The following is a 21,360-nucleotide window of genomic DNA, read 5'->3' on the forward strand; positions in this document are numbered from 1 at the left end:
GCTACTTTGAATAAATTCTAATAGGCTTTAGTGTTTCCCATTTGGGCTCTTTTCTTCCGAAGTTTAAATTTAGTAACGTACAAAAAAGAGTGATAAAGCGTGTTGTTTGTTTCAATATTCTTCTTTTAAGTTAATAAATCAGTGAAGTAACTCTTGATGTTAGTTGGCGTTGTAAATATTTAACTAAATCCTCAACTAACTATGTCTAAATTAATAAAAAAATGTTTCGGTTTTCAAAAAAAAGCCTTTATTCGACAAAATTTAACATTTTTAAAGGATTAACGGGATAAGGATTACTCAGATAGAAAAGATGGCGACTTTAGCAAAGGATACTAGAAAATGCAAAAAAAATGATTTATTTTTACCCTAAATTAATTTAAACCCATTAGAATGGATTGGATCACAGCAAAAGAATACGAAGATATCACTTATAAAAAATGCAATGGTGTTGCCAGAATAGCATTCAACAGACCTAATGTTAGAAATGCCTTTAGACCTAAAACCACTTCTGAATTATACGACGCTTTTTATGACGCCCAGGAAGATACTTCTATAGGTGTTGTTTTGTTATCTGCGGAAGGACCTTCAACCAAGGATGGAATCTATTCTTTTTGTAGCGGGGGAGATCAAAATGCACGTGGTCATCAAGGCTATGTAGGCGAAGACGGTCAGCATCGATTGAATATTCTTGAAGTACAACGTTTAATTCGTTTTATGCCAAAAGTAGTTATTGCTGTAGTTCCTGGTTGGGCTGTAGGTGGTGGACATAGTTTACACGTAGTTTGTGATATGAGCTTAGCAAGTAAAGAACATGCTATTTTTAAACAAACCGATGCCGATGTAACCAGTTTTGACGGAGGTTATGGTTCTGCTTATTTGGCTAAGATGGTCGGACAGAAAAAAGCACGTGAAATTTTCTTTTTAGGTCGTAATTATTCGGCTCAGGAAGCTTTTGAAATGGGAATGGTTAATGCTGTAATTCCTCATGAAGAATTAGAAGCTACGGCTTACGAATGGGCTCAGGAGATTTTAGCAAAATCGCCAACATCAATCAAAATGCTGAAATTTGCAATGAATCTGACTGATGACGGTATGGTTGGTCAACAGGTTTTTGCTGGAGAAGCAACAAGATTAGCGTATATGACCGAAGAAGCGAAGGAAGGTAGAAATGCATTCCTTGAAAAAAGAAAGCCTAACTTTGAAAAGAAATGGTTACCATAGAAAAGTGGGGAGTTGGAAGCGGGAAGTTTTTAATAATTTCCATCTTCCATCTTCTAACTTCTAACCTCTAACTTTTAACCTCTAACTTTATAATGAAACACTGGATTGAAGCCGCAAGATTGCGCACCTTACCTTTGTCTGTATCAGGAATTATTGTGGGGAGTATGTATGCTCTGGCACATCCTACCGAAGAAATATTAACACCTACCGACGTTTTTAACTGGCGACTTTTTGGCTTTGCCATTCTAACCACATTAGGATTACAAATCCTTTCTAATTTTGCCAATGATTACGGTGATGGAGTGAAAGGAACCGATAATGAAGATCGAGTAGGACCTAAACGCGCCATTCAGAGTGGTGTGATTACACCTGCTGCTATGAAACGTGCTATAATCATTACTTCGTTCTTAACCTTACTTTCAGCAATAGCGTTGATTTATTATGCTTTTGGAGGTACTAATTTGTTTTATTCTTTATTTTATCTTGCGTTAGGAATTCTGGCTATTTTATCGGCTATTCGATATACTGTTGGAAACACCGCTTATGGTTACCGAGGTTATGGTGATGTATTTGTATTCGTTTTTTTTGGACTAGTAAGTACTTTAGGAGTCAATTTTTTATATTCAAAACAATTGGATTTCGAATTAGTTTTACCAGCTATGGCTATCGGTTTTTTAAGCGTAGGTGTTTTGAATTTGAACAATATGCGTGATGAAGCTTCGGATAAAAAGGTGGGTAAAAATACCATTGTGGTAAAAATTGGTGGCGAAAAAGCGAAGAAATACCATTACTTTTTAATTGTGAGCGCCATGGTTTTGACTTTAGTTTTTGCTATTGTAAGCGGATTCAAATTTGATCAATACTTGTTTTTATTGGCTTACATTCCTTTGACTCAACATTTAATTATGGTGTCTAAAAACCAAGAGCCTAGAGCTTTAGATCCCGAATTAAAAAAATTAGCCTTAAGTACTTTTCTGCTTTCGGTGTTGTTGTCTTTGTGTATGATTTACTTTTTTTCAGATATAGTTGTTAATACGCTTTTGGGCGGAAGATAAATTGTAGTAATTAGTGAGAAGTAATTAGTAATTAGCTAAAAATTAATTTATTGGCTAGTTACTTTTCACGAGTTACTAATCACTTAAAAAATAAAAATATGAAAATAACTTATTACGGTCATGCCGCTTTAGGAATTAAAATTGGCGGAAAGCACATTATTGTAGATCCTTTTATTTCAGGAAATCCATTGGCAGAAAAGATTGATATAGATGAATTAAAAGCCGATTATATTTTGCTAACTCATGCACACGGCGATCATGTTTTAGATGTTGAGGCTATTGCTAAACGTACCGGTGCGGTTATTGTTTCTAATGCCGAGATTGCAGGTTATTATGCTGCCAAAGGTTTTGAAGCACATCCGATGAATCACGGCGGAAGCTGGAATTTTGATTTTGGAAAAGTAAAATATGTAAATGCCATTCATTCGAGTTCGTTTCCTGATGGTTCTAATGGAGGAAATCCAGGCGGTTTTGTTATTGAAGGCGAACATAAAAATATTTATATCGCTGGTGATACAGCTTTGACAATGGACATGAAGTTGATTCCGATGCGTACTAAATTGGATTTAGCTATTTTCCCAATTGGAGATAATTTCACAATGGATGTAGAAGATGCTATTTTGGCTTCTGATTTTGTCGAATGCGATAAAATCTTAGGTTATCATTACGATACTTTTGGATACATAAAAATCAATAAAAAAGAAGCTATCCAACGATTTTTCGACAAAGGAAAAGACTTGATGTTACTTGAAATAGGAGATAGTATCGAATTATAATTTTAAAACAGAAACCCTTTTAATGGTTTGGAATAAATTAAGTCTTTAGTTTTTATCTAGTTAATACCAGTTACATCTGTGAGAAAAATATTTTTTTTGCTATTGATTAGCATTTTTTATCATTCAGCATTTGCTCAAAAATCAGGTTATTGGGACAAAGAAAGAGCTACTTATAAAGAAATTGTTGTTTCGGCAAGAGACAGAATAGTTGTAGAAACCGATAATTTTCCCGCAGGAACAACTGAGTTGATTTATAGAATTACGCTTTTGGATGACAACCAACAAATGGCAAGTAGCCTAGTTTCGGTTCTAAAATCCATTCCGGATCCAACAGGAATTAGTCAGGGTTCGGCTGGAGCAGTTTTTTTATTGTCTAAAATTTCGGGAGACGATAAATGCAAATACGCTATTTTTTCTACGAATGAATTAGCTAAAGCCTACAGCTCAAAAGGAGAAACGGCTAATGCTTGTTTGGTTCAAGATGTGGCTTTAAGCAAGGATGCTAAACGACTTTCAATTGATAAATCTACTTGTATAAAAACAAATACGACCAAATTGTATTTTGGTTTCGAAAGTTCCAATTGGTTTATGAAACAGAAAATTGTTTTGGAAGTAGTGCCTTGGGTTGATGCGAAATTGAGTAGAGGCTGGACTTTGGAAAACCGAAAAAATATCATTAGCCAATGCAAAACTTCGGCCTTGGCTAGAAAAATGGCAAATTCAGACGATTTCTGTGTTTGTATTGGCGAAAAAATCCAAAAACAATATAGTTTCCAGGAATTCCAAAAACTCTTACCTATGGAGCAAGCTAAGGCGTATAAGGATTTTGGCGCAAGCTGTTTTGAAGAAACTGGAATTGCCAAAACTGTTTTTAATGATTTGAGAACAAAAGCTTCTAGTGATCTTAAAAAAGGCGATTACAGCTCGGCAATAAAAAACTACAACGAAATTGTCAATCAACAAAAAGCAACTGCTTTAGATTATAGTAATTTGGGTTATGGGTATCTATTGACCAAACAATACGGAAAAGCCATTAAAACCCTAAAAGAAGGTGAAAAACGAGATGATACGGAGTTGTTGATAAAATTAAATTTGGCTCATGCTTATTTACTGAACAACGAATATGCGAAAGCGAAAACCATTTATAAAGAATACCAAAATCAAAATGTGACCGATAGTGTAAGCTGGACACAAAAAATAAAAGATGATTATCAAACTTTCGAGAAAGCTGGAATTCAAAATAAAGATTTTGAAAAGGTTTTGAAACTTTTAGAAAAATAATTCGCTTTAAAAAAAATACAACCATTAAGAAGTTAAGTGTTATTAAGGTTTTTTCTTAACTTCTTAATGGTGAAAAAACTTTGAAAACTTTGCGAAAAACTTTGTGCCCTTTGCGGTAAAATAATTTTGTGGTTAAAATAAATGAAAGCAACCTATCATAAATACACTCTAAATTTTAAACGACCATCGGGAACTTCTCGTGGTGTGATGACCGAAAAAGAAACCTGGTTTTTGGTTTTGGAAAAGAACGGAAAAAAGGGAATAGGAGAGTGCGGAATTCTAAGAGGTTTAAGTGCCGATGACCGACCAGATTATGAAGCCAAATTACAATGGACTTGTGCTAATATTCATTTAGGCAAAGAGGCACTTTGGGAAGCTTTAATGGAATTTCCTTCGATACAGTTTGGAGTCGAAATGGCGTTTCAATCTTTAGCTAGTGAAACCCCTTTTTTACTCTTTCCTTCTGCCTTTACCGAAGGCGAAAAATCAATTGAAATTAATGGTTTGATTTGGATGGGAGAAGCGGCTTTTATGAAGCAGCAAATCGAGGAAAAACTAGCCCAAGGTTTTCGATGTGTAAAACTTAAAATTGGTGCTATAGATTTCGATAAAGAATTGGAGTTATTACGTTTTATTCGGGAACATTTTACTCCGGAACAAGTAGAAATCCGTGTAGATGCTAATGGTGCTTTTGGTTTAAATGAAACTTTACATAAATTAAATCAATTATCTGGTTTTGAATTGCATAGTATTGAGCAACCTATTCAAAAAAACAACACTGACAGGATGGCAGAGCTGTGTAAAACGACTCCTTTTCCTATTGCTTTAGACGAAGAGCTAATTGGTGTGTTTTCATTGGCTGAAAAAGAGCAATTATTGCAAAAAATCAAGCCACAATACATCATTTTAAAACCCAGTTTTGTGGGTGGTTTTAGAGGAACTCAAGAGTGGATTTCCTTAGCTGAAAAGCACCAAATTGGTTGGTGGATTACTTCGGCTTTGGAAAGTAATGTGGGCTTAAACGCCATTGCACAATGGACTTTTTTACAGCATAATTTAATGCCTCAAGGATTAGGAACAGGGGCGCTTTATACCAATAATTTTGATTGTCCGCTTGAAGTTTCAGCAGGACAATTGTGGTATAGAAAGGAGTTGACTTGGAATTTTAATTTCGAGAATTTATAGAGTAACTTTCTATCTTTTTTGGATAGAAATTACATGATTAATCGAACACCACCAAGCTCAGAAATTCGATAAGAAAAACGATCTCCTGGAGAACCAATGAACATAAAGTTTTTAGGAATTTTCCATTTGTTAGATAATTGATCAATAATTTCTGGACCAAAAACACCTTCTAGTTCTATAAATTCAATATCAATTTCTGGATATGCGCGATCTAAAACCTTTAAATCAACTTTTAAAGATTCATTATTTGCGCCTTCCAATTTAATGTTTACAATTTTTAATTTTCTTGTAGTTTCGTTATTTTGAACATACTGCATGACTTTGTTTAAAATAGCCACATCATCCCCTTTAGTAAAAAAAACAAATTCCTGAGAGGTGATTTTTACATTCATTTTAATCAAGTAACGATTGCTGAAAATGACCATTTTTCGGAGTGGTTTGTAGAAATATTCTAAGGCTTGTATTAAAATGAGAATTAAAAAAGAACGATTGAGCATAATAGCAATAAAGACAAGTGCTGGAACTAGATATTGTAAAAAAGTATAGAAAGAATCGACATTTAATTCTATGTTTCCTATAAAAGCCGCAATTATTAAACTTACCGCTACAACTACTGCAATTCCTCTCGCTTTTTCAGGACGTGGTAATTTTCGACGTTTGAATTTTAATAATAAATTTCCAATTCCGAATAAGCCCATAACGGCTAAAAAGGAGAAAGTATAAACGCCTGCAAGAACAATAATATTTCCTTCGGTTACTATTAAAACAGAAACACAAAGGAGTAAAAAACTGATAATAATTCGGTAATTTGAACCTCTTTTGTTTTGTTTTAGAAAGTAGTTGGGCAAAATACGGTCTAATGTCATACGGTTTAATAATCCAGAAACTCCCACAAATGAGGTTAATACAGCACCACAAAGAACTAATACAGCATCGATAGAAATGAGATAAGCCAACCAGGTGCCTCCAGTAGTATGGCCTAAAAAGGCTAAAAGGGATTCTCTATGTTCGCCTACTTCTGCTAATGGAATGATACAAATGATCAATAAGGCTAATACAGGATTGAAAAAACTAACAATTCCCCACATATTACGAAGCGTTTTTCGAAAAACACCTTGTTTTTGTTCTTCCACAAAATTAGCAGAGCTTTCAAATCCTGAAATTCCTAACATAGCCGCCGCAAAACCTAAGAAAAGGGCATGAGGAATTCCTTCTGATGTGATAGGAAGTCTCCAGTTTAAATGAAAAATTTCTAACCCATGATTCATTAAAAACCAAGCAGAAGCAAAGACTAAAACACTTAATGTGAATAAATGGATGATAAAAATAATTACTGCTACAAATGCCGATTCGCCAATTCCTAAAATTGCCAAATAAGTAAAGGCAAGCAATACAACTACAGTTGCTATGTGTACATCAATAAAAGAAAAGATACCATGAAGATAATGCATTCCTTCGGAGGCCGAAATAACTGCCGTAGCCATGTAAGATAATACCGTTAGCATTGCTGCAAGCGAAGCCATTTTTTTAGAAGAAGTATTTAATAATACATTATAAGCTCCTCCGTTTAGTGGAATGGCTCCAACTACTTCTCCATAAATTTTTCTAAATAAGTAAAGTACTACTGCAACAATTAATAAGGAAATCCAAGCATATTGACCAGCATACATAATGGTTAATGCCGATACATAAAGGCAAGAAGAGCTAATATCATTTCCACAAATTGCTGTTGCTTGTAATTCATTTAGTTTTTTGTGTACTGTTTCTTTCATTTTAATGTCTCTATAGATGCTTAATTTTCTAAAGATAGACATTTGACTTTTATCTCCAAATAAAAGTGCTTATTCCTAGCTGGGTTTAAAGTATTTTGGCTAAAAAATTTTCGAAAAAACAGAATGTTTGTTGTTTTAAAACCTCATTTTGTTAGATTTTATCCTTTATTTTTGAATCAATGGTGTCATATTCACCAGCGTAAAAATCCTGATACGCTTGAACTATTTCTTCCTGACTGTTCATGACAAATGGACCTTCTGCTACTATAGGCTCTGTATATTCTTCGCCTCCAAATAGTAGAATATCGGCTGTTGTTTGAGCCGTATTTTTTATTTCTATTGCACCAGCTTTTTTTCCAAATTCGATAAGCTCAGCTGTTTGAAACTCGACATCATTCAGTATTACATTTTGTGTGGTCAAAAATGCGGCAGCTTCTATTTTATCTTTCAAACTGATGGAAAATTGTTGTCCTGCTTCCAAATGTATGTGATACAAAAATTGTTCTGAATAATTTGGAATTTTCGAACTCAATTCTTCATAATTTCCAACAATTACTTTTATCCAACCCGCATTGTTAGCTAAAGCTTTTTTAGGTACTTCGTTGGCTTGAATTGCGATGTGAGCTGGTTTTTCGGCTTTGTTTTTTGCAGGTAAATTAATCCAAAACTGAAAACCCTGAACCATTTTACTATCTGTTTCGGAATCATAATTCAAATTTCCGCCATGAACAATTCCTGTGCCTGCCTTCATCCATTGTACGCCACCCGAATTGATTTTGGCATAATTTCCGGCACTGTCAAAATGTTCTTCCTCGCCTTGGAGAATATAAGTTAGAGTAGCTATTCCTCGATGTGGATGTGCCCCCATACCGTTTTCATTTATTATTTCTTTAATTGCTGGTGCAACATAATCAAGAAATACAAATGGTCCTACTTTATTAGTATATCTATTGGGCAGCATTCGATTGATACTTAAAGGGCCAAGATTGGCTTCGTTGCCTTTTGTTGAAAAACTGATTTCTTTTTTCATATTAATTAAGCTTTAACTTTATTGTAAAAAACTGAAGATACTCCTAAAATCACTAAGAAAATGATTGGCATAATAGCTGTAGAAATCGGGTCGCCACTTGCATAATGGGCAATAAATGCAGACACGAATGTTAATCCAAATCCAAAATAAGCGAATGATTTAATTTTAGCTGAAACCATTGGAAGTAGTAAAGCTAAAGCTCCTAAAATCTTTAAAATAGCTAATTCAATTCTGAAATAATCAGGAAATCCTAAATGCACAAATGCCGCTTTCATATCAGGATTAGTCAAATAACCAAATGCACTGAAAAGCATCATAGCACTAATAATTCCTGTTGTTGTCCAATAAATAATTTTGTTCTTGTTCATTTTTTTAATTTTTAAATGATTAATTTTTGTTTGTTTCTATGATGTAAAATTGCATCAAAAGCAAGTCCTAAAACGATGTGATATGATAATAAAAAACGTTGATAAATGTCAACGTTTTTTATACTGGGTATTTATTATTCTGCAAAACTTCCACCGCTCATTGCTTTTTGAAAAGCTTGTGGATTCCAATATTCACGGTAGTTTACAACCAAACCGTCACGGAAAGTTACAAAAGTAGCATAGCTCATTTCGTAAGGATTTCCATTGCCTATTACAACTCCAGAAGCACTCCACTCTGCAATGGCAACATTTTCGTCATCAGTACCGTATATTTTCAAAGTTGGCAACGATTTTACATCGATAAAATTAGGGTAGTCTTTTAAGTAAGCATATAATGCTTCACGACCTTCAAATCGAGCTTGCATACCTTCTGGTGCAAAAGGGAATTCGGCTACTACGTCTTCAGCACAAAGGGCTGACCAGCCTTTCATATCTTTGGCAAGAAATCTGTCTAAAGAGTTACGAAGTAATTGAGTTGCAGTTGTGTTTTTTGAATTTTCCATTTTTGTTTAAATTTTATTGTTATTCTTTTAATTGATTTTGATAGGGCAAAGTTGCATCAAAGACAATCCTCACAACAATGAGATATGATAAAAAAAACCGTTGACATTTGTCAACGGTTTGTATAAAATTAAAATTAGAATCGAGCTTATTTTAGTGTTTGTTTTCTAATTCTGCTCAAGGTTTCTTTGGTGATTCCCAAAAAAGAAGCGATAAGATGTTGTGGAAATCGCTGAATAAATTGCGGATGATGAGCAGCAAATTCCTCATAGCGTTTTTCAGCCGTATTGCTAATAGTAGAGCTTAATCGTCGTTGATTAGCAATGGCATTTCTTTCATCCATTGAGCGAATCATTTGTACCAAAGCGGGTATTTTATCCATTAAATCCAGCATTTCTGCTCTTGTAATAATAAGTAATTCGGTATCTTCCCATGCATCAATATTGTATTTTGACGGTGTAAGCATCGTAGAACTCTCGCGATCGTTTGCCCAGTAGTTTTCTATGAATAAATGTACAATATGTTCTGTACCTTTTTCATCTACGCTATATTGTCGCATAGCGCCTTTTACAATAAAACCAGCATATTTACATACATCACCTTCCTGTAAAAAGTATTGTTTTTTTCTTAATTTTTTAGGTTGAAAAGTCGCTACAATTAAGGCTTCTTCTTCGCTTGTAAGGGGTGAAGCTATGTGTTGGTTGATATAAGTTAAAAGATTTTTGTGCATTAGTTTGGGGGTTACTTTAAAACAATGCAAGTTATAAAAAAAATGATTATTATTTCATAGCCTCATTTACTGTTTGACTATCCACAAACTGCTCGAAACTAATAATTTTACTGTCTTTCAATTTCCAAACGTGAGCCACTCTGGCGGAGAATGATTTGCCTGTGATTTTATATATTCCTGTGTAAGTTCCGTATGCCACTACTTTGTCATCACTGGCTACATAATCTTCCGGAGTGAATTTGTAGTCAATCCATTCACTTCCCAATCGGCTAAAAACATTTTGGGTTATGTCTTCTAAACCAATATACGTTCCAGCATATGGAAAACCCTTGGCTTCTGTCCAGGAAATATTTTCAGCCGAATATTGCGCTAGATTTTTACCGTTTTCTTCCGAAGTTTTTCCTTCGTAAGTGCTTTTTACAATTTCAAGATTTGTCATTGTCTTTTTATTTAAAATACAGCCTGACAATGCCAAAAGTATCGTCAGGCTGTAGAGGATTGATTTTACCATTTCATTTCTCCGGTATTTACTTTTGCTCCAATCTGTAATGCTGTTTCAAAAGTAAGTGTTGGATATTTTGCTTTTAAAGCTTTGATTAAAGCTTCTGATGTTTTATTGGTTTTCAAAGCTTCTTCGTAGAATTGAATGTAACTTTTGGTATGATTTACAGCAGTAATATCAAATGGAGAATTTGAATTAGCGTGAGCCGGAATTATAATTTCAGGGTTCAAAGCTGTAATTTTGTCTAAAACGGATATCCAGCTTTTGCGGGTTTTAGTAGTTTGTGCATCAGCCATCCAAAGATTGAACGTGGTTCCAAAAATATTGATTCCACCAACAACCCCTTTGATAGAAGGAATCCAGACAAATGTTTTATTCGGGAATTCTTCTAAACCAACGATTTCTAATTTATAACCTTCCAGTTCAATACTATTTCCTTTTAAAACCTGAGGCAAAATTGCATTTGACGTAATTGCAGAACCTAATCTTTCTCCCCAAACTTCTAATTTCTTTTGAGCTGTGGCTTTAATATGTTCTACTGTTGCTGGAGAAGTATAAGCGGTAACCTCAGGGAAATATTTTTTGAAAACTTCCAGTCCAAAGTAAAAATCAGGATCACCGTGAGAAACGAAAATAGTGGTCAGTTTTTTGCCACTGGCTTTAATTTCCTGAGCTACTTTTTCGGCATCTGCTAAAGTAAATTGTGCATCTATCAAAACCGCATCTGTTTTTCCAGATACTATTACTGATGCTACACCAAAACTGTTTTCTGAGACGTTGTAAATTTGAATTTTTAAATCTTTAGCTTCAATAGTTTTGAAATTTTGTGCTTGTGTTTCCATATTAAATAAAATTAGAATTGTTATAAATACTGTTGAGATAAGGTTTTTCATTTTTTGCTGTTGTTTAAAATTAACATTGCAAAGATGAAACGATATGCTATCTCAAAACATTAAACTAGTTTAAATAATTAAAAGGAAAATCTTATTTTTTTAAGGCAATTTTCTTTCGAATATTACTCAAAAAAACATTGGTAATACCCAAATAAGCCGCTACCTGAATGTTGGAAAGCCGCTGAATAAGCTGAGGATATTTTTCTGCAAATTCAATGTAGCGGGACTCCGCTGTTTTACTCAAATTATCAATCATTCTACGCTGAAGAGCCACGTGTGTTTTTTGGGTCATTACCCGAAAAAGTTTTTCTATTTTGGGTAAATTGGAATAAGCGAATTCCTTATCTTTTTTTGAAATTAAAAGTACTTCGCTGTCTTCGAGTGCTTCTATAAAAAGTTGTGATGGTTTTTTATTGGTAAAACTATCAATATCAGTAATCCACCAATTTTCAATAGCAAAATAGAGTACTTGTTCAAAACCATTTTGGTCAATATGGTAAACACGAAAAAGCCCTTTGGTAACAAAACCTTCAAATTTACAAATTTCGCCTTCTTGTAATAAAAAGCTTTTCTTCTTAATTGTGTGGCATTCGAACAAATTGCAGAATTCTTCCATTTCAGTAACTGAAAGTGAAATATGTGCTGCAATATTTTGTTTAAGAAGTTCGGTCATTTTGAGTTGTATAAATAATTCTAAATTTACTTAATTGTTGTTTACAGGCAATGCTTTAAGAAAGATATATTAAAATATATGATTTTGAGGATTTAATTTAGTGTAATAGATTTTATAATCTAGATTTGGCTACATTAAAAAAAAGGTTAAATTTACTCTTTCAATTATAGTTTTCTTCCAGACTTGTTATTCCTAAAATAATCCTTCCTAATTATTTTAACAAGTTGTCGATTCAAGAAGATTTTTCTAAACTATTTTTTCATTTATTTTAAATCTAAAATTTCATGTATACAATTGTAAAATATATTTTGCTGTTTTTTGTAGCATTCTTAAGTCTAGTTTCTTGTAAACAAGAACAAGGGAACAAAATTCAAGTGGGTTTTTCTCAGGCCATGACTACTGACGATTGGCGAAAACAAATGAACAGTTCGATGAAAATTGAAGCTTCATTGCGTCCTGAAGTCAATTTAACAATTAGTGACGCTAATAATACCATTCAAAAACAAATTGATGATATCGAAAAGTTTATTTCGAATAGAGTTGATGTTATTATTGTATCGCCCATTCAATCAAAACCTTTAACTGCGGTAGTCGAAAAATCAATCAAAGCAGGCATTCCTGTTTTAGTTGTAGATCGAAAAATAGAAGGCGAAAATTACACTGCTTATTTAGGGGCGGATAATATAGAAATTGGCAGAATTGCTGCCAGATACATTATTTCTCACAGTAAAGGATCGGGGAAAATTATTGAAATCATGGGAGCTAAGGGTTCGTCACCAGCTCATGAACGAAGTATAGGGTTTAATCAGTTTGTGAGTGAAAACAAACGTTTTGATGTAGTAAATGTGATTCAAGGCGATTGGGAAAAAGAATCAGTTAAAAAACCTTTAAAAGCTGTTCTTTTAGAAAATCCAGATATAGAGTACATCTTTGCACACAATGATCGTATGGGGTTAAGTGCATGGGAAACCGCTAAAACATTAGGTTTAGAGAAAAAAATTAAATTTATAGGAGTTGATGGATTGAATACGGTTAATGGTGGGATTGAATTGGTAAAAAGTGGTGTTTTAGATGGTACTATTTTATATCCAACAGGTGGAAATGAAGCATTGAAATTAGCATTGAAAATGTATAATAAAGAGACAATTGCTAAAACCAATATTTTAAATACCATAGTAATCGATAAGAATAATGCTGAAATTATCGAAAACCAAATGGATAAGGTAGATCAGCAACAAGAAGTTATAGAATCGCAACAGGGTGCTATAAACCTACAAGAAAAAGAATATGCTTCGCAAAATAATCTGGTAAGGCTCTTGAGTTTCTTTCTAATGATTATCTTAAGTTTAACAGTTTATAGTATTTATTCTACTATTTCTATTGCAAGAAAGAAAAAGCTACTGGAAAAATTCAATCTTACCGTAATTGAGCAAAATAATGAAATTCAGGAAATGGCAAAAATTGCAGAGCGAAGCAACGAAGCCAAATTGAATTTTTTCACTGGACTTTCGCATGAGTTTAAAACGCCTATAACTTTGATTATGAGTTATGTGGAGTCTTTAATTGAAAATGAAAAAATTAAAGGAACAAAACTCATCGATGAGATAAAATTGATTCATAAAAATTCCAATCGATTGTTGCGATTGATTAATCAGTTGCTGGATTTTAGAAAAATAGAGGAACAAAAATTTACTTTAAGAGCTTCGAAGGCAAAAATCTATGATTTTACTAACGAAGTAATGAAAAATTTTAAAGGAGAAGCTACTCGTAGGAACATTGATTTTCAGTTGGTTTGTAAAAATAAAAGCCTCGAATTGTTTATTGATTTAGGCTTGATGGACAAAGTTTATTTTAATTTACTTTCTAATGCTTTCAAATTCACACCCGATAATGGAAAGATCAGTATTTCAATTACAGAAAATCAAGATAATACGGTTAAAATTAGTTTTAAAGATTCTGGAATAGGAATACCTGAAAATGAGCTACATAATGTTTTTAGCCCTTTCTTTAGAGCTTCAAATAATAATAAAAATAGTTCTGGAATTGGATTGCATTTGTCAAAAGAATTTGTGCTTTTGCACCATGGAAAAATTGAATTAAAATCAAAGCAAGGCAGTGAGTTTGTGGTTACATTGTTGAAAGGAAACAGCCATTTACAGCCTTCAGAAATTATAAATACAGCCGAAAATCCATATCTCACTCCAAATTTAATACTTGATAATTTAGATATTGAATCTGATTTAAATGATGTTGATTCTATTTCTGAATCGGAAAAACATTCGCTGTTATTGATTGAAGATAATATTGACTTGGTTCATTTTTTAAGAAGTAAATTATCTAATGAATATGTAGTGCATACTTCTGATGGAAGTGATGCTATCGAAAAAGCAACCGAAATTGTTCCGGATATTATTATTTGTGATATTAATTTAGTTGACAAAGATGGTTATGAAATAAGCAAAGTATTGAAAAAAGATTTGCGTTCTTCTCATATTCCAATTATTATTTTAACGGCGCAAAGTAATAAAGAATCAGTTTTAAAAGGATTGCAAAGCGGTGTAGATCAATACCTTACTAAGCCTTTTAGCTTTTCTATTTTAAAACAATCTATTTCAAGTTTACTTTTTAACAGAGAAAAACTCCGCTACTATTACACTAATAATATTTATCGAATAGAACCAGAATCCCGATTTGGCAATCAGGAACAATCTTTCATTACAAAAATGAATGATATTATCCAGTTGAATATCGAAGATCCTAAATTCTCTGTAGAAGATCTGGCAGATAAATTAGGTGTTTCCAGAGTGCAGTTGTATCGAAAAGTAAAAGCAATCATCGGAATTAATATAAGTGACCATATTAATAACGTGAAATTAGAGAAAGCAGCAGAGCTTTTAAAGGCCAATGAGATGAATATTTCTGAGATTGCTTACTCACTTGGATTCTCATCACCCAATTACTTTTCTACAGCTTTTAAGAATAAATTTGGAATTTCACCAAAGGAATACAAATCTTCCAATTAATAGTGGTTTAAAATTGATACAAATCAGGTATCAATTTTAAACTTTAGGTAACAAAATCGAAACTACACGGTTTTCGTAAATAAAATTAAAAATCTTAAAACCCTTGTAAATAAAGACTTTGGGTTAAAAATATCAAACTATCAGTAATTGCATGATTAAATTGTAACATCATTAAAAATAAGTTGTTTTTTTTACAGATACCTTAGCGATAAGTTTTTAATACATGTACAATGAATAAGATATTACTTTGGTCTGTTACTGCTGCACTGGCAGGTTTTCTATTCGGTTTTGATACCGTAGTTATTTCTGGAGCTGATAAACAATTACAGCTACTTTGGCATTCATCTGATGCTTTTCATGGATCTGTTGTTATGGCAATGGCACTTTGGGGAACAGTTATAGGAGCCATTTTTGGTGGAATACCCACTAATAAGATAGGTCGTAAAAAGACATTATTTTGGATTGGTATTTTATATTTTGTTTCGGCAATTGGTGCTGCTTTTGCAAATGATCCTTATGTATTTGCTGCCTTTCGATTTATTGGAGGTTTGGGAGTAGGGGCTTCAACTATTGCTGCTCCAGCTTATGTTTCAGAAATTGCTCCAGCGGATAAGCGTGGACGATTAGTTGCCCTATATCAGTTTAATATTGTTTTGGGAATTTTGATTGCATTTATTTCTAATTATTTTTTAAAAGATATTGGAGAAAATGCATGGAGATGGATGGTAGGAGTTCAGGCTTTTCCATCAATTATTTATATTCTTTGCATACTTACCATTCCAGAAAGTCCAAGATGGTTGTTGTCTAAAAATCGCGATGAAGAAGCACGCAAAGTGTTATTCCAAATTGATCCGTCAGCAAAATTGAGCGATATCATGGACGATTCAAGAGAAAATGGAGTTACCAAACATGAAAATATTTTCATGAAAAAATACCGTTTCCCATTAATATTAGCTTTTTTAATTGCCTTTTTTAATCAATTTTCTGGAATCAATGCATTCTTGTATTATGCACCTAGAATTTTTGAAGAAGCAGGCTTAGGACAAAATACCGCTTTATTAAGCAGTATCGGAATCGGGATTACAAATCTTATATTTACTTTAATTGGTGTTGCATTAATTGACAGATTAGGAAGAAAGTTGTTAATGTACATTGGTTCTGTTGGATATATTATTTCTCTTGGATTAGTTTCTGCTTCTTTTTATTATGGTTGGGGAGGATTATCGGTGCCAACTTTCCTTTTCTTGTTTATTGCTTCACACGCCATTGGTCAGGGTGCTGTAATCTGGGTTTTTATTTCCGAAATTTTTCCAAATCACATTCGTGCATCAGGACAGGCTTTTGGAAGTTCAGTCCACTGGGTTTTAGCAGCAATTATTCCCTCTTTAATTCCAATGTTGTTTTCAGAAATTGGTCCAGAAACTGTTTTCTTAATCTTTACCATCATGATGGTATTCCAGCTGTTATTCGTAATATTTATGATGCCCGAAACTAAAGGAATCTCTTTAGAAACTTTAAGCGAAAATCTAACTAATAAAAATACCAAAAATGAAATCAAAGAAACATCTACCGCTAGTACTTTGTAGTGCTGCACTACTTTCAATAGGAGGTTGTAAGCCAATTTCAACTGTGGCACAAACTACTGCTGTTACCACAACTACTGAGGAACAAATGTACCGTCCTAATTTTCATTATACACCAAAAAAAGGTTGGATGAACGATCCTAACGGAATGTTTTATGCTGATGGACAATATCATTTGTATTATCAATATTATCCTGATGGAAATAAATGGGGACCAATGCACTGGGGACATGCCACTAGTAAAGACATGATTAAATGGGAAGAACAGCCCATTGCAATTTACCCAGATAAAGACAAATACATTTTTTCAGGAAGTGCTGTAGTGGATGTTAATAATACTTCAGGATTAGGTACTGGAAAAAAAGCTCCAATTGTGGCTATTTATACTTTGCATGATATGACAAAGGAAAAAGAAAACAAAATTGATGTGGAACAGCAGGATATGGCTTTTTCGAATGACAATGGTTTTACATGGCAGAAATTTGAGGAAGGAAATCCTGTTGTGAAAAACCCTGGAATTCGTGATTTTCGTGATCCAAAAGTAACCTGGGATGAAACACACAAACAATGGGTAATGGTTTTAGCAGCGCAGGATAGAGCGCAGTTTTACAAATCTACAAATCTAAAAAACTGGGAATATCTATCTGAGTTTGGAAAAAATATTGGTGCTCATGGAGGCGTTTGGGAATGTCCTGACTTTTTTCAGATGAAAGTGGAAGGTGCTGATGAAACCAAATGGGTTTTAATTCAGAGTTTGAATCCTGGAGGAGCTAACGGAGGTTCGGGAACGCAATATTTCATTGGAGATTTTGATGGAACAACATTTACTTTGGATACTAATTTTACGCAAAGAACTGAACAGCAAAAAGCGGTTTGGTTAGATTATGGAAAGGATAATTATGCTGGAGTAACTTGGGATAACATTCCAAGTCAAGACGGTAGAAAATTATTTATTGGATGGATGTCTAATTGGGATTATGCACAACAAGTTCCAACATTTGCCTGGAGAGGAAGCATGACTGTTGCACGTGAAATTCAGTTAGTGAAAAAAGGAAATGAATACAATTTGGTTAGCAATCCAGTAAAAGAAATCAACAAATACATTTCTAAAACTATTAAAGAAAAGTCATTAAAGGGAAAAGGGAAATTGCCTCTTGTAACAGCTGGTAAAATAGATTTGGCTAAAGCAATTATCAATTTTGATTTAAAAAATCTACAACAAGACACTTACACTTTTACGCTTTCTAATGCTGTTGGAGAATCTTTGACTTTCGGAATCAATAATTCAGATCATTATTTGTTTGTCGATCGTTCAAAATCTGGAAAAATTGACTTCTCTGAAAAATTTGCTGCTACAATTACCAAAGCAATTTTAGATGGAAACCAAAAAGAAGGGGCTTTTAAAATTATTTTGGATAAAACATCCATTGAAATTTTTTATAACAATGGCGAAAAAGTAATTACCGAAATCTTTTTCTCAAACCAACCGTTTAGTGAACTTTCTGTTTCTTCAAATCAAGAAATAGAATTGAATAATCTTGTAATTAACCAATTAAATATAAACTAAAACTAAAAACCAAAACCATTAACTTATGAAAAGTAAAATTATTTATTTTCTGTTTTTCTTCTTTCCAGTATTGCTATTATCGGCTCAGGAAGGCGGGATTAAAGGAACGGTAATTTCGTCTGATGACGGAATGCCATTACCAGGAGCAACTGTACTTATTTCAGGAACTACTACCAGTACAGTAACTGATTTAGATGGAAATTTTTCTTTCCAAAAAATGAATCCAGATGCTACTATTGTAGTTTCTTTTATTGGATTTGCGCCACAATCTATCGTAGTTAAAAATCAAAAAGTAATCAATGTAACATTGCAAGTAGATGACAATAAACTAAATGAAGTTGTGGTTACAGGATATTCCAAACAAAAGAGAGGCGATATTACAGGAGCTGTTGCTGTTGTTGATATGGAGGATCTTATGAAACAACCAGAACCAAATCCTATTAAAGCATTACAGGGAAGAATTGCTGGGGTTAAAGTTTCATCGGACGGTTCACCAAGTGGTGGAAATACTAGAGTAGTTATTCGTGGAGTAGGAACCCTGAATAATACTGATCCTCTTTATGTAATTGATGGAATGCCAACAAAATCAGGGATGCATGAATTAAATCCGAATGATATTGAAACGATTCAGGTTTTAAAAGATGCTTCGTCAGCCAGTATTTATGGTTCTCGAGCTTCAAATGGAGTAATTATTATTACTACAAAAAAAGGAAAAGCGGGTAAGATGAGGATTAATTTTAACGCTTATACTTCTTTTTCTGATTATTCAAGAAAACTAAGTGTTTTGAATACAGATCAATTTGGACAAGCCCTTTGGCAAGCCAATGTTAACGATGGATTGAATCCAAACAATAACAATTTACGTTACCAATTTGATTGGTCTGTAGTAAATAACAAGCCTCAATTGAATAAAGTTTTGGTTCCGGAATATTTAGATGCCAATCAAACCTTGAAATCTGCTAATACAAACTGGTACGATGAAGTTTCTCAAACTGGTGTAGCTAATTCTTATGATTTATCGGTTTCAAACGCATCAGAAAGAGGAAATTATGTTTTTTCTTTGGGTTATTATGGTAATCAAGGTGTTGTTAAAACTACTGATTTTGAAAGAATTACTGCCAGAATGAATAGTTCTTATAAATATTTTGATGGCAAATTAGTTATTGGAGAAAATTTCAGCTTCAATCGTACCAATGAAGTTACTGATCCAGGTGTTTTAGATCCTGCTCTTCGTGCATTACCTATAATTCCAGTACGTACTGTTGATGGAAAAGGCTGGGGTGGACCAGTAGGTGGAATGAATGACAGACAAAATCCAGTTCGACTTTTAGAATACAATAAAGACAATAAATATGATTTTTTACGTCTTTTTGGAAACATGTATGCCGATTTAGAACTAGTTAAAAATTTACATATCAAAACTAGTTTTGGTATTGATTATGGTTTTTTCAAAAAACGTACTTTACAAAGAAGTTACCAATCAGGTTATTTGCAAAACGATCAAACATCGGTTACCCTTGAAAACTCAGTAAGTGATAAATGGACTTGGACCAATACCGCAATTTACAGTTTGAATTTTGGGAAAAGTAATTTGAATTTGATGGCTGGTACAGAGATGTATAAAGAAGTTTTTGACAATACTAGTTTACGTAAAAATGACTTTTTGATTGAAACTCCTGATTATATGTATCCTGATGCTGGAACAGGGGAATCATTTACAGGTGGAACCTCAACAGCTTATTCACTATTGTCTTACTTTGGAAAGGCAGATTATGAGTTTGACAATCGTTATTTGCTTTCGGCTACAATTCGTAGAGATGGTTCTTCTCGTTTTGGAAAAAACAATCAATTTGGAGTGTTTCCTGCTGTTTCCGCAGGTTGGAGAATTTCTAATGAAAATTTCATAAAAGACAAAGCACCCGTTATCTCTGATTTAAAATTAAGAGCAGGATGGGGACAAACAGGAAACCAGGAAATTAGCAATACCGCTGTTTACTCACTTTATTTGGCTAGTTATGCCGGTGGAAATCCTACATGGAATACTTCTTTTGGAACAGCTTATGATATTGCTGGAAATGGAAATGGTTTACTTCCTTCAGGTTTTATTGCAACGCAAGCTGGGAATGACGATTTGAAATGGGAAACGACTACTCAAACTAACATTGGTTTGGATTTTGGATTATTCGACCAAAAATTAAGTGGTTCGGTTGATTATTACATCAAAAAAACAGAAGATATTTTGGTTTTGCCACCTTATTTAGGAGTAATTGGCGAAGGAGGAAATCGTTGGTTAAATGGGGCATCGATGGAAAATGAAGGATGGGAAGTTTCTTTAGGATACAATGATGAAACATCATTTGGATTGAAATATGATATTTCCGCTAATATTTCGGGCAATAAAAATAAAATCACACAATTACCAGATGAAGTAAAAAACAATTATGGTGGTGATGGTTTAGAAGACAATATTTTAGGTCGTCCTATAAATTCTATGTATGGTTACGTTGCTGATGGCTTGTTTAAAAGTCAGGACGAAGTTGATCTTTGGGCTGATCAGGAAGGAAAAGGTCTTGGACGTATTCGTTACAAAGATTTAAATGGAGACGGAGTGATTACAGACAAGGATCGTACATGGATAGGAAATCCAAATCCAGGTTTGATTTATGGATTTAATTTAGGATTAGGATATAAAAATTTCGATTTTTCAACTTTTTGGGAAGGAACAGCAAATGTTGATGTGATTAATAATACCAAATATCAAACTGATTTTTGGAGTGTTGACGATGTAGGTTCAAACAAAGGAACTCGTTTGTTAAATGCTTGGTCTTTAGATAATCCAAATTCGACTATTCCTGCATTAACAACAGTGGATAGAAATGCCGAATCAAGATTTTCTACTTATTTCGTAGAAAATGGAAACTATGTTAAACTTCGCGTTTTACAAGTTGGATATAGTTTTCCAAAAGAGTTATTGGAAAAATTAAGTTTAGAAACTTTTAGATTTTACATCAGTGGACAAAATTTATTAATCCTTGATGCTAAAAATTTCACAGGTGTAGATCCTGAAAATGCTGGATTTGGATATCCACAACCTACCACTTTTACAGCGGGTCTTAATTTTACATTTTAATACAAAAGAT

General features: G+C 33.4%; 17 protein-coding genes. 9 read left to right on the forward strand and 8 right to left on the reverse strand.

The annotated features are described in order from the left end of the window. Positions 1-390: 390 nt before the first annotated feature. The 5 genes from AAGV33_RS11375 (at position 391) to AAGV33_RS11395 (ending at position 5,518) form a co-directional block, all read left to right on the forward strand. Entirely contained in the window at positions 391-1,221 is an 831-nt protein-coding gene (locus AAGV33_RS11375) for a 1,4-dihydroxy-2-naphthoyl-CoA synthase (RefSeq protein ID WP_373392141.1), read from the forward strand. 92 nt (positions 1,222-1,313) lie between these two features. Further along, a complete protein-coding gene (menA, locus tag AAGV33_RS11380) occupies positions 1,314-2,276 on the forward strand; it encodes a 1,4-dihydroxy-2-naphthoate octaprenyltransferase (protein ID WP_373392142.1) in 963 nt (320 codons plus the stop codon). A gap of 98 nt (positions 2,277-2,374) precedes the next feature. Beyond that, positions 2,375-3,052: a metal-dependent hydrolase gene (locus AAGV33_RS11385; RefSeq protein ID WP_373392143.1), complete on the forward strand. Its 678-nt coding sequence runs from the start codon at positions 2,375-2,377 to the stop codon at positions 3,050-3,052. A 102-nt stretch (positions 3,053-3,154) separates the two neighbouring features. Then, positions 3,155-4,333 carry a tetratricopeptide repeat protein gene (locus AAGV33_RS11390; RefSeq protein ID WP_373392144.1) on the forward strand — a complete coding sequence of 393 codons (1,179 nt, stop codon included), beginning with the start codon at positions 3,155-3,157 and terminating at the stop codon, positions 4,331-4,333. 141 nt (positions 4,334-4,474) lie between these two features. Further along, complete coding sequence (locus AAGV33_RS11395; protein WP_373392145.1) at positions 4,475-5,518, forward strand: o-succinylbenzoate synthase; 1,044 nt, start codon at positions 4,475-4,477, stop codon at positions 5,516-5,518. Between the two features lie 29 nt (positions 5,519-5,547). On the opposite strand, the gene AAGV33_RS11400 is transcribed toward AAGV33_RS11395, so the two are convergent. The 8 genes from AAGV33_RS11400 to AAGV33_RS11435 all read right to left on the reverse strand — a co-directional run bounded on the left by AAGV33_RS11400 (position 5,548) and on the right by AAGV33_RS11435 (position 12,047). Continuing rightward, the gene (locus AAGV33_RS11400; RefSeq protein WP_373392146.1) at positions 5,548-7,290 is read right to left on the reverse strand and encodes an APC family permease; all 1,743 of its coding nucleotides are present in this window, start codon (positions 7,288-7,290) and stop codon (positions 5,548-5,550) included. 151 nt (positions 7,291-7,441) lie between these two features. Continuing rightward, on the reverse strand, positions 7,442-8,320 hold the full coding sequence (locus tag AAGV33_RS11405; protein ID WP_373392147.1) for a pirin family protein: 879 nt from the start codon (positions 8,318-8,320) through the stop codon (positions 7,442-7,444). A 5-nt stretch (positions 8,321-8,325) separates the two neighbouring features. After that, a complete protein-coding gene (locus AAGV33_RS11410) occupies positions 8,326-8,688 on the reverse strand; it encodes a DoxX family protein (protein WP_373392148.1) in 363 nt (120 codons plus the stop codon). A 134-nt stretch (positions 8,689-8,822) separates the two neighbouring features. Further along, complete coding sequence (locus AAGV33_RS11415) at positions 8,823-9,251, reverse strand: nuclear transport factor 2 family protein (RefSeq protein ID WP_373392149.1); 429 nt, start codon at positions 9,249-9,251, stop codon at positions 8,823-8,825. Between the two features lie 146 nt (positions 9,252-9,397). Further along, positions 9,398-9,979: a Crp/Fnr family transcriptional regulator gene (locus tag AAGV33_RS11420; RefSeq protein WP_373392150.1), complete on the reverse strand. Its 582-nt coding sequence runs from the start codon at positions 9,977-9,979 to the stop codon at positions 9,398-9,400. Between the two features lie 49 nt (positions 9,980-10,028). Further along, a complete protein-coding gene (locus tag AAGV33_RS11425; protein ID WP_373392151.1) occupies positions 10,029-10,418 on the reverse strand; it encodes a nuclear transport factor 2 family protein in 390 nt (129 codons plus the stop codon). A gap of 65 nt (positions 10,419-10,483) precedes the next feature. After that, on the reverse strand, positions 10,484-11,374 hold the full coding sequence (locus AAGV33_RS11430) for an MBL fold metallo-hydrolase (RefSeq protein WP_373392152.1): 891 nt from the start codon (positions 11,372-11,374) through the stop codon (positions 10,484-10,486). Positions 11,375-11,465: 91 nt separating this feature from the next. After that, positions 11,466-12,047, reverse strand: coding sequence for a Crp/Fnr family transcriptional regulator (locus tag AAGV33_RS11435; protein ID WP_373392153.1), 582 nt, complete (start codon positions 12,045-12,047; stop codon positions 11,466-11,468). 284 nt (positions 12,048-12,331) lie between these two features. On the opposite strand from AAGV33_RS11435, the gene AAGV33_RS11440 reads away from it, so the two are divergent. The 4 genes from AAGV33_RS11440 (at position 12,332) to AAGV33_RS11455 (ending at position 21,350) form a co-directional block, all read left to right on the forward strand. After that, on the forward strand, positions 12,332-15,070 hold the full coding sequence (locus tag AAGV33_RS11440; protein ID WP_373392154.1) for a substrate-binding domain-containing protein: 2,739 nt from the start codon (positions 12,332-12,334) through the stop codon (positions 15,068-15,070). A 230-nt stretch (positions 15,071-15,300) separates the two neighbouring features. Next, the gene (locus AAGV33_RS11445; RefSeq protein WP_373392155.1) at positions 15,301-16,656 is read left to right on the forward strand and encodes a sugar porter family MFS transporter; all 1,356 of its coding nucleotides are present in this window, start codon (positions 15,301-15,303) and stop codon (positions 16,654-16,656) included. Next, the gene (locus AAGV33_RS11450) at positions 16,619-18,220 is read left to right on the forward strand and encodes a glycoside hydrolase family 32 protein (RefSeq protein WP_373392156.1); all 1,602 of its coding nucleotides are present in this window, start codon (positions 16,619-16,621) and stop codon (positions 18,218-18,220) included. The genes AAGV33_RS11445 and AAGV33_RS11450 overlap by 38 nt, the downstream gene beginning before the upstream one ends. A gap of 25 nt (positions 18,221-18,245) precedes the next feature. After that, on the forward strand, positions 18,246-21,350 hold the full coding sequence (locus AAGV33_RS11455) for a SusC/RagA family TonB-linked outer membrane protein (protein ID WP_373392157.1): 3,105 nt from the start codon (positions 18,246-18,248) through the stop codon (positions 21,348-21,350). The last annotated feature ends 10 nt before the right edge of the window (positions 21,351-21,360 follow it).

Source organism: Flavobacterium magnesitis (genome assembly GCF_041729735.1).
Lineage (GTDB): Bacteria > Bacteroidota > Bacteroidia > Flavobacteriales > Flavobacteriaceae > Flavobacterium > Flavobacterium magnesitis.

Bases quoted from the DNA above. Each gene is read 5' to 3' on its own strand.
- AAGV33_RS11410 (WP_373392148.1), bottom strand. From the start codon at position 8,688: ATGAACAAGAACAAAATTATTTATTGGACAACAACAGGAATTATTAGT.
- AAGV33_RS11405 (WP_373392147.1), bottom strand. From the start codon at position 8,320: ATGAAAAAAGAAATCAGTTTTTCAACAAAAGGCAACGAAGCCAATCTT.
- AAGV33_RS11440 (WP_373392154.1), top strand. From the start codon at position 12,332: ATGTATACAATTGTAAAATATATTTTGCTGTTTTTTGTAGCATTCTTA.
- AAGV33_RS11445 (WP_373392155.1), top strand. From the start codon at position 15,301: ATGAATAAGATATTACTTTGGTCTGTTACTGCTGCACTGGCAGGTTTT.
- AAGV33_RS11430 (WP_373392152.1), bottom strand. From the start codon at position 11,374: ATGAAAAACCTTATCTCAACAGTATTTATAACAATTCTAATTTTATTT.
- menA (WP_373392142.1), top strand. From the start codon at position 1,314: ATGAAACACTGGATTGAAGCCGCAAGATTGCGCACCTTACCTTTGTCT.
- AAGV33_RS11400 (WP_373392146.1), bottom strand. From the start codon at position 7,290: ATGAAAGAAACAGTACACAAAAAACTAAATGAATTACAAGCAACAGCA.
- AAGV33_RS11385 (WP_373392143.1), top strand. From the start codon at position 2,375: ATGAAAATAACTTATTACGGTCATGCCGCTTTAGGAATTAAAATTGGC.
- AAGV33_RS11415 (WP_373392149.1), bottom strand. From the start codon at position 9,251: ATGGAAAATTCAAAAAACACAACTGCAACTCAATTACTTCGTAACTCT.
- AAGV33_RS11395 (WP_373392145.1), top strand. From the start codon at position 4,475: ATGAAAGCAACCTATCATAAATACACTCTAAATTTTAAACGACCATCG.
- AAGV33_RS11450 (WP_373392156.1), top strand. From the start codon at position 16,619: ATGAAATCAAAGAAACATCTACCGCTAGTACTTTGTAGTGCTGCACTA.
- AAGV33_RS11375 (WP_373392141.1), top strand. From the start codon at position 391: ATGGATTGGATCACAGCAAAAGAATACGAAGATATCACTTATAAAAAA.
- AAGV33_RS11420 (WP_373392150.1), bottom strand. From the start codon at position 9,979: ATGCACAAAAATCTTTTAACTTATATCAACCAACACATAGCTTCACCC.
- AAGV33_RS11425 (WP_373392151.1), bottom strand. From the start codon at position 10,418: ATGACAAATCTTGAAATTGTAAAAAGCACTTACGAAGGAAAAACTTCG.
- AAGV33_RS11435 (WP_373392153.1), bottom strand. From the start codon at position 12,047: ATGACCGAACTTCTTAAACAAAATATTGCAGCACATATTTCACTTTCA.
- AAGV33_RS11455 (WP_373392157.1), top strand. From the start codon at position 18,246: ATGAAAAGTAAAATTATTTATTTTCTGTTTTTCTTCTTTCCAGTATTG.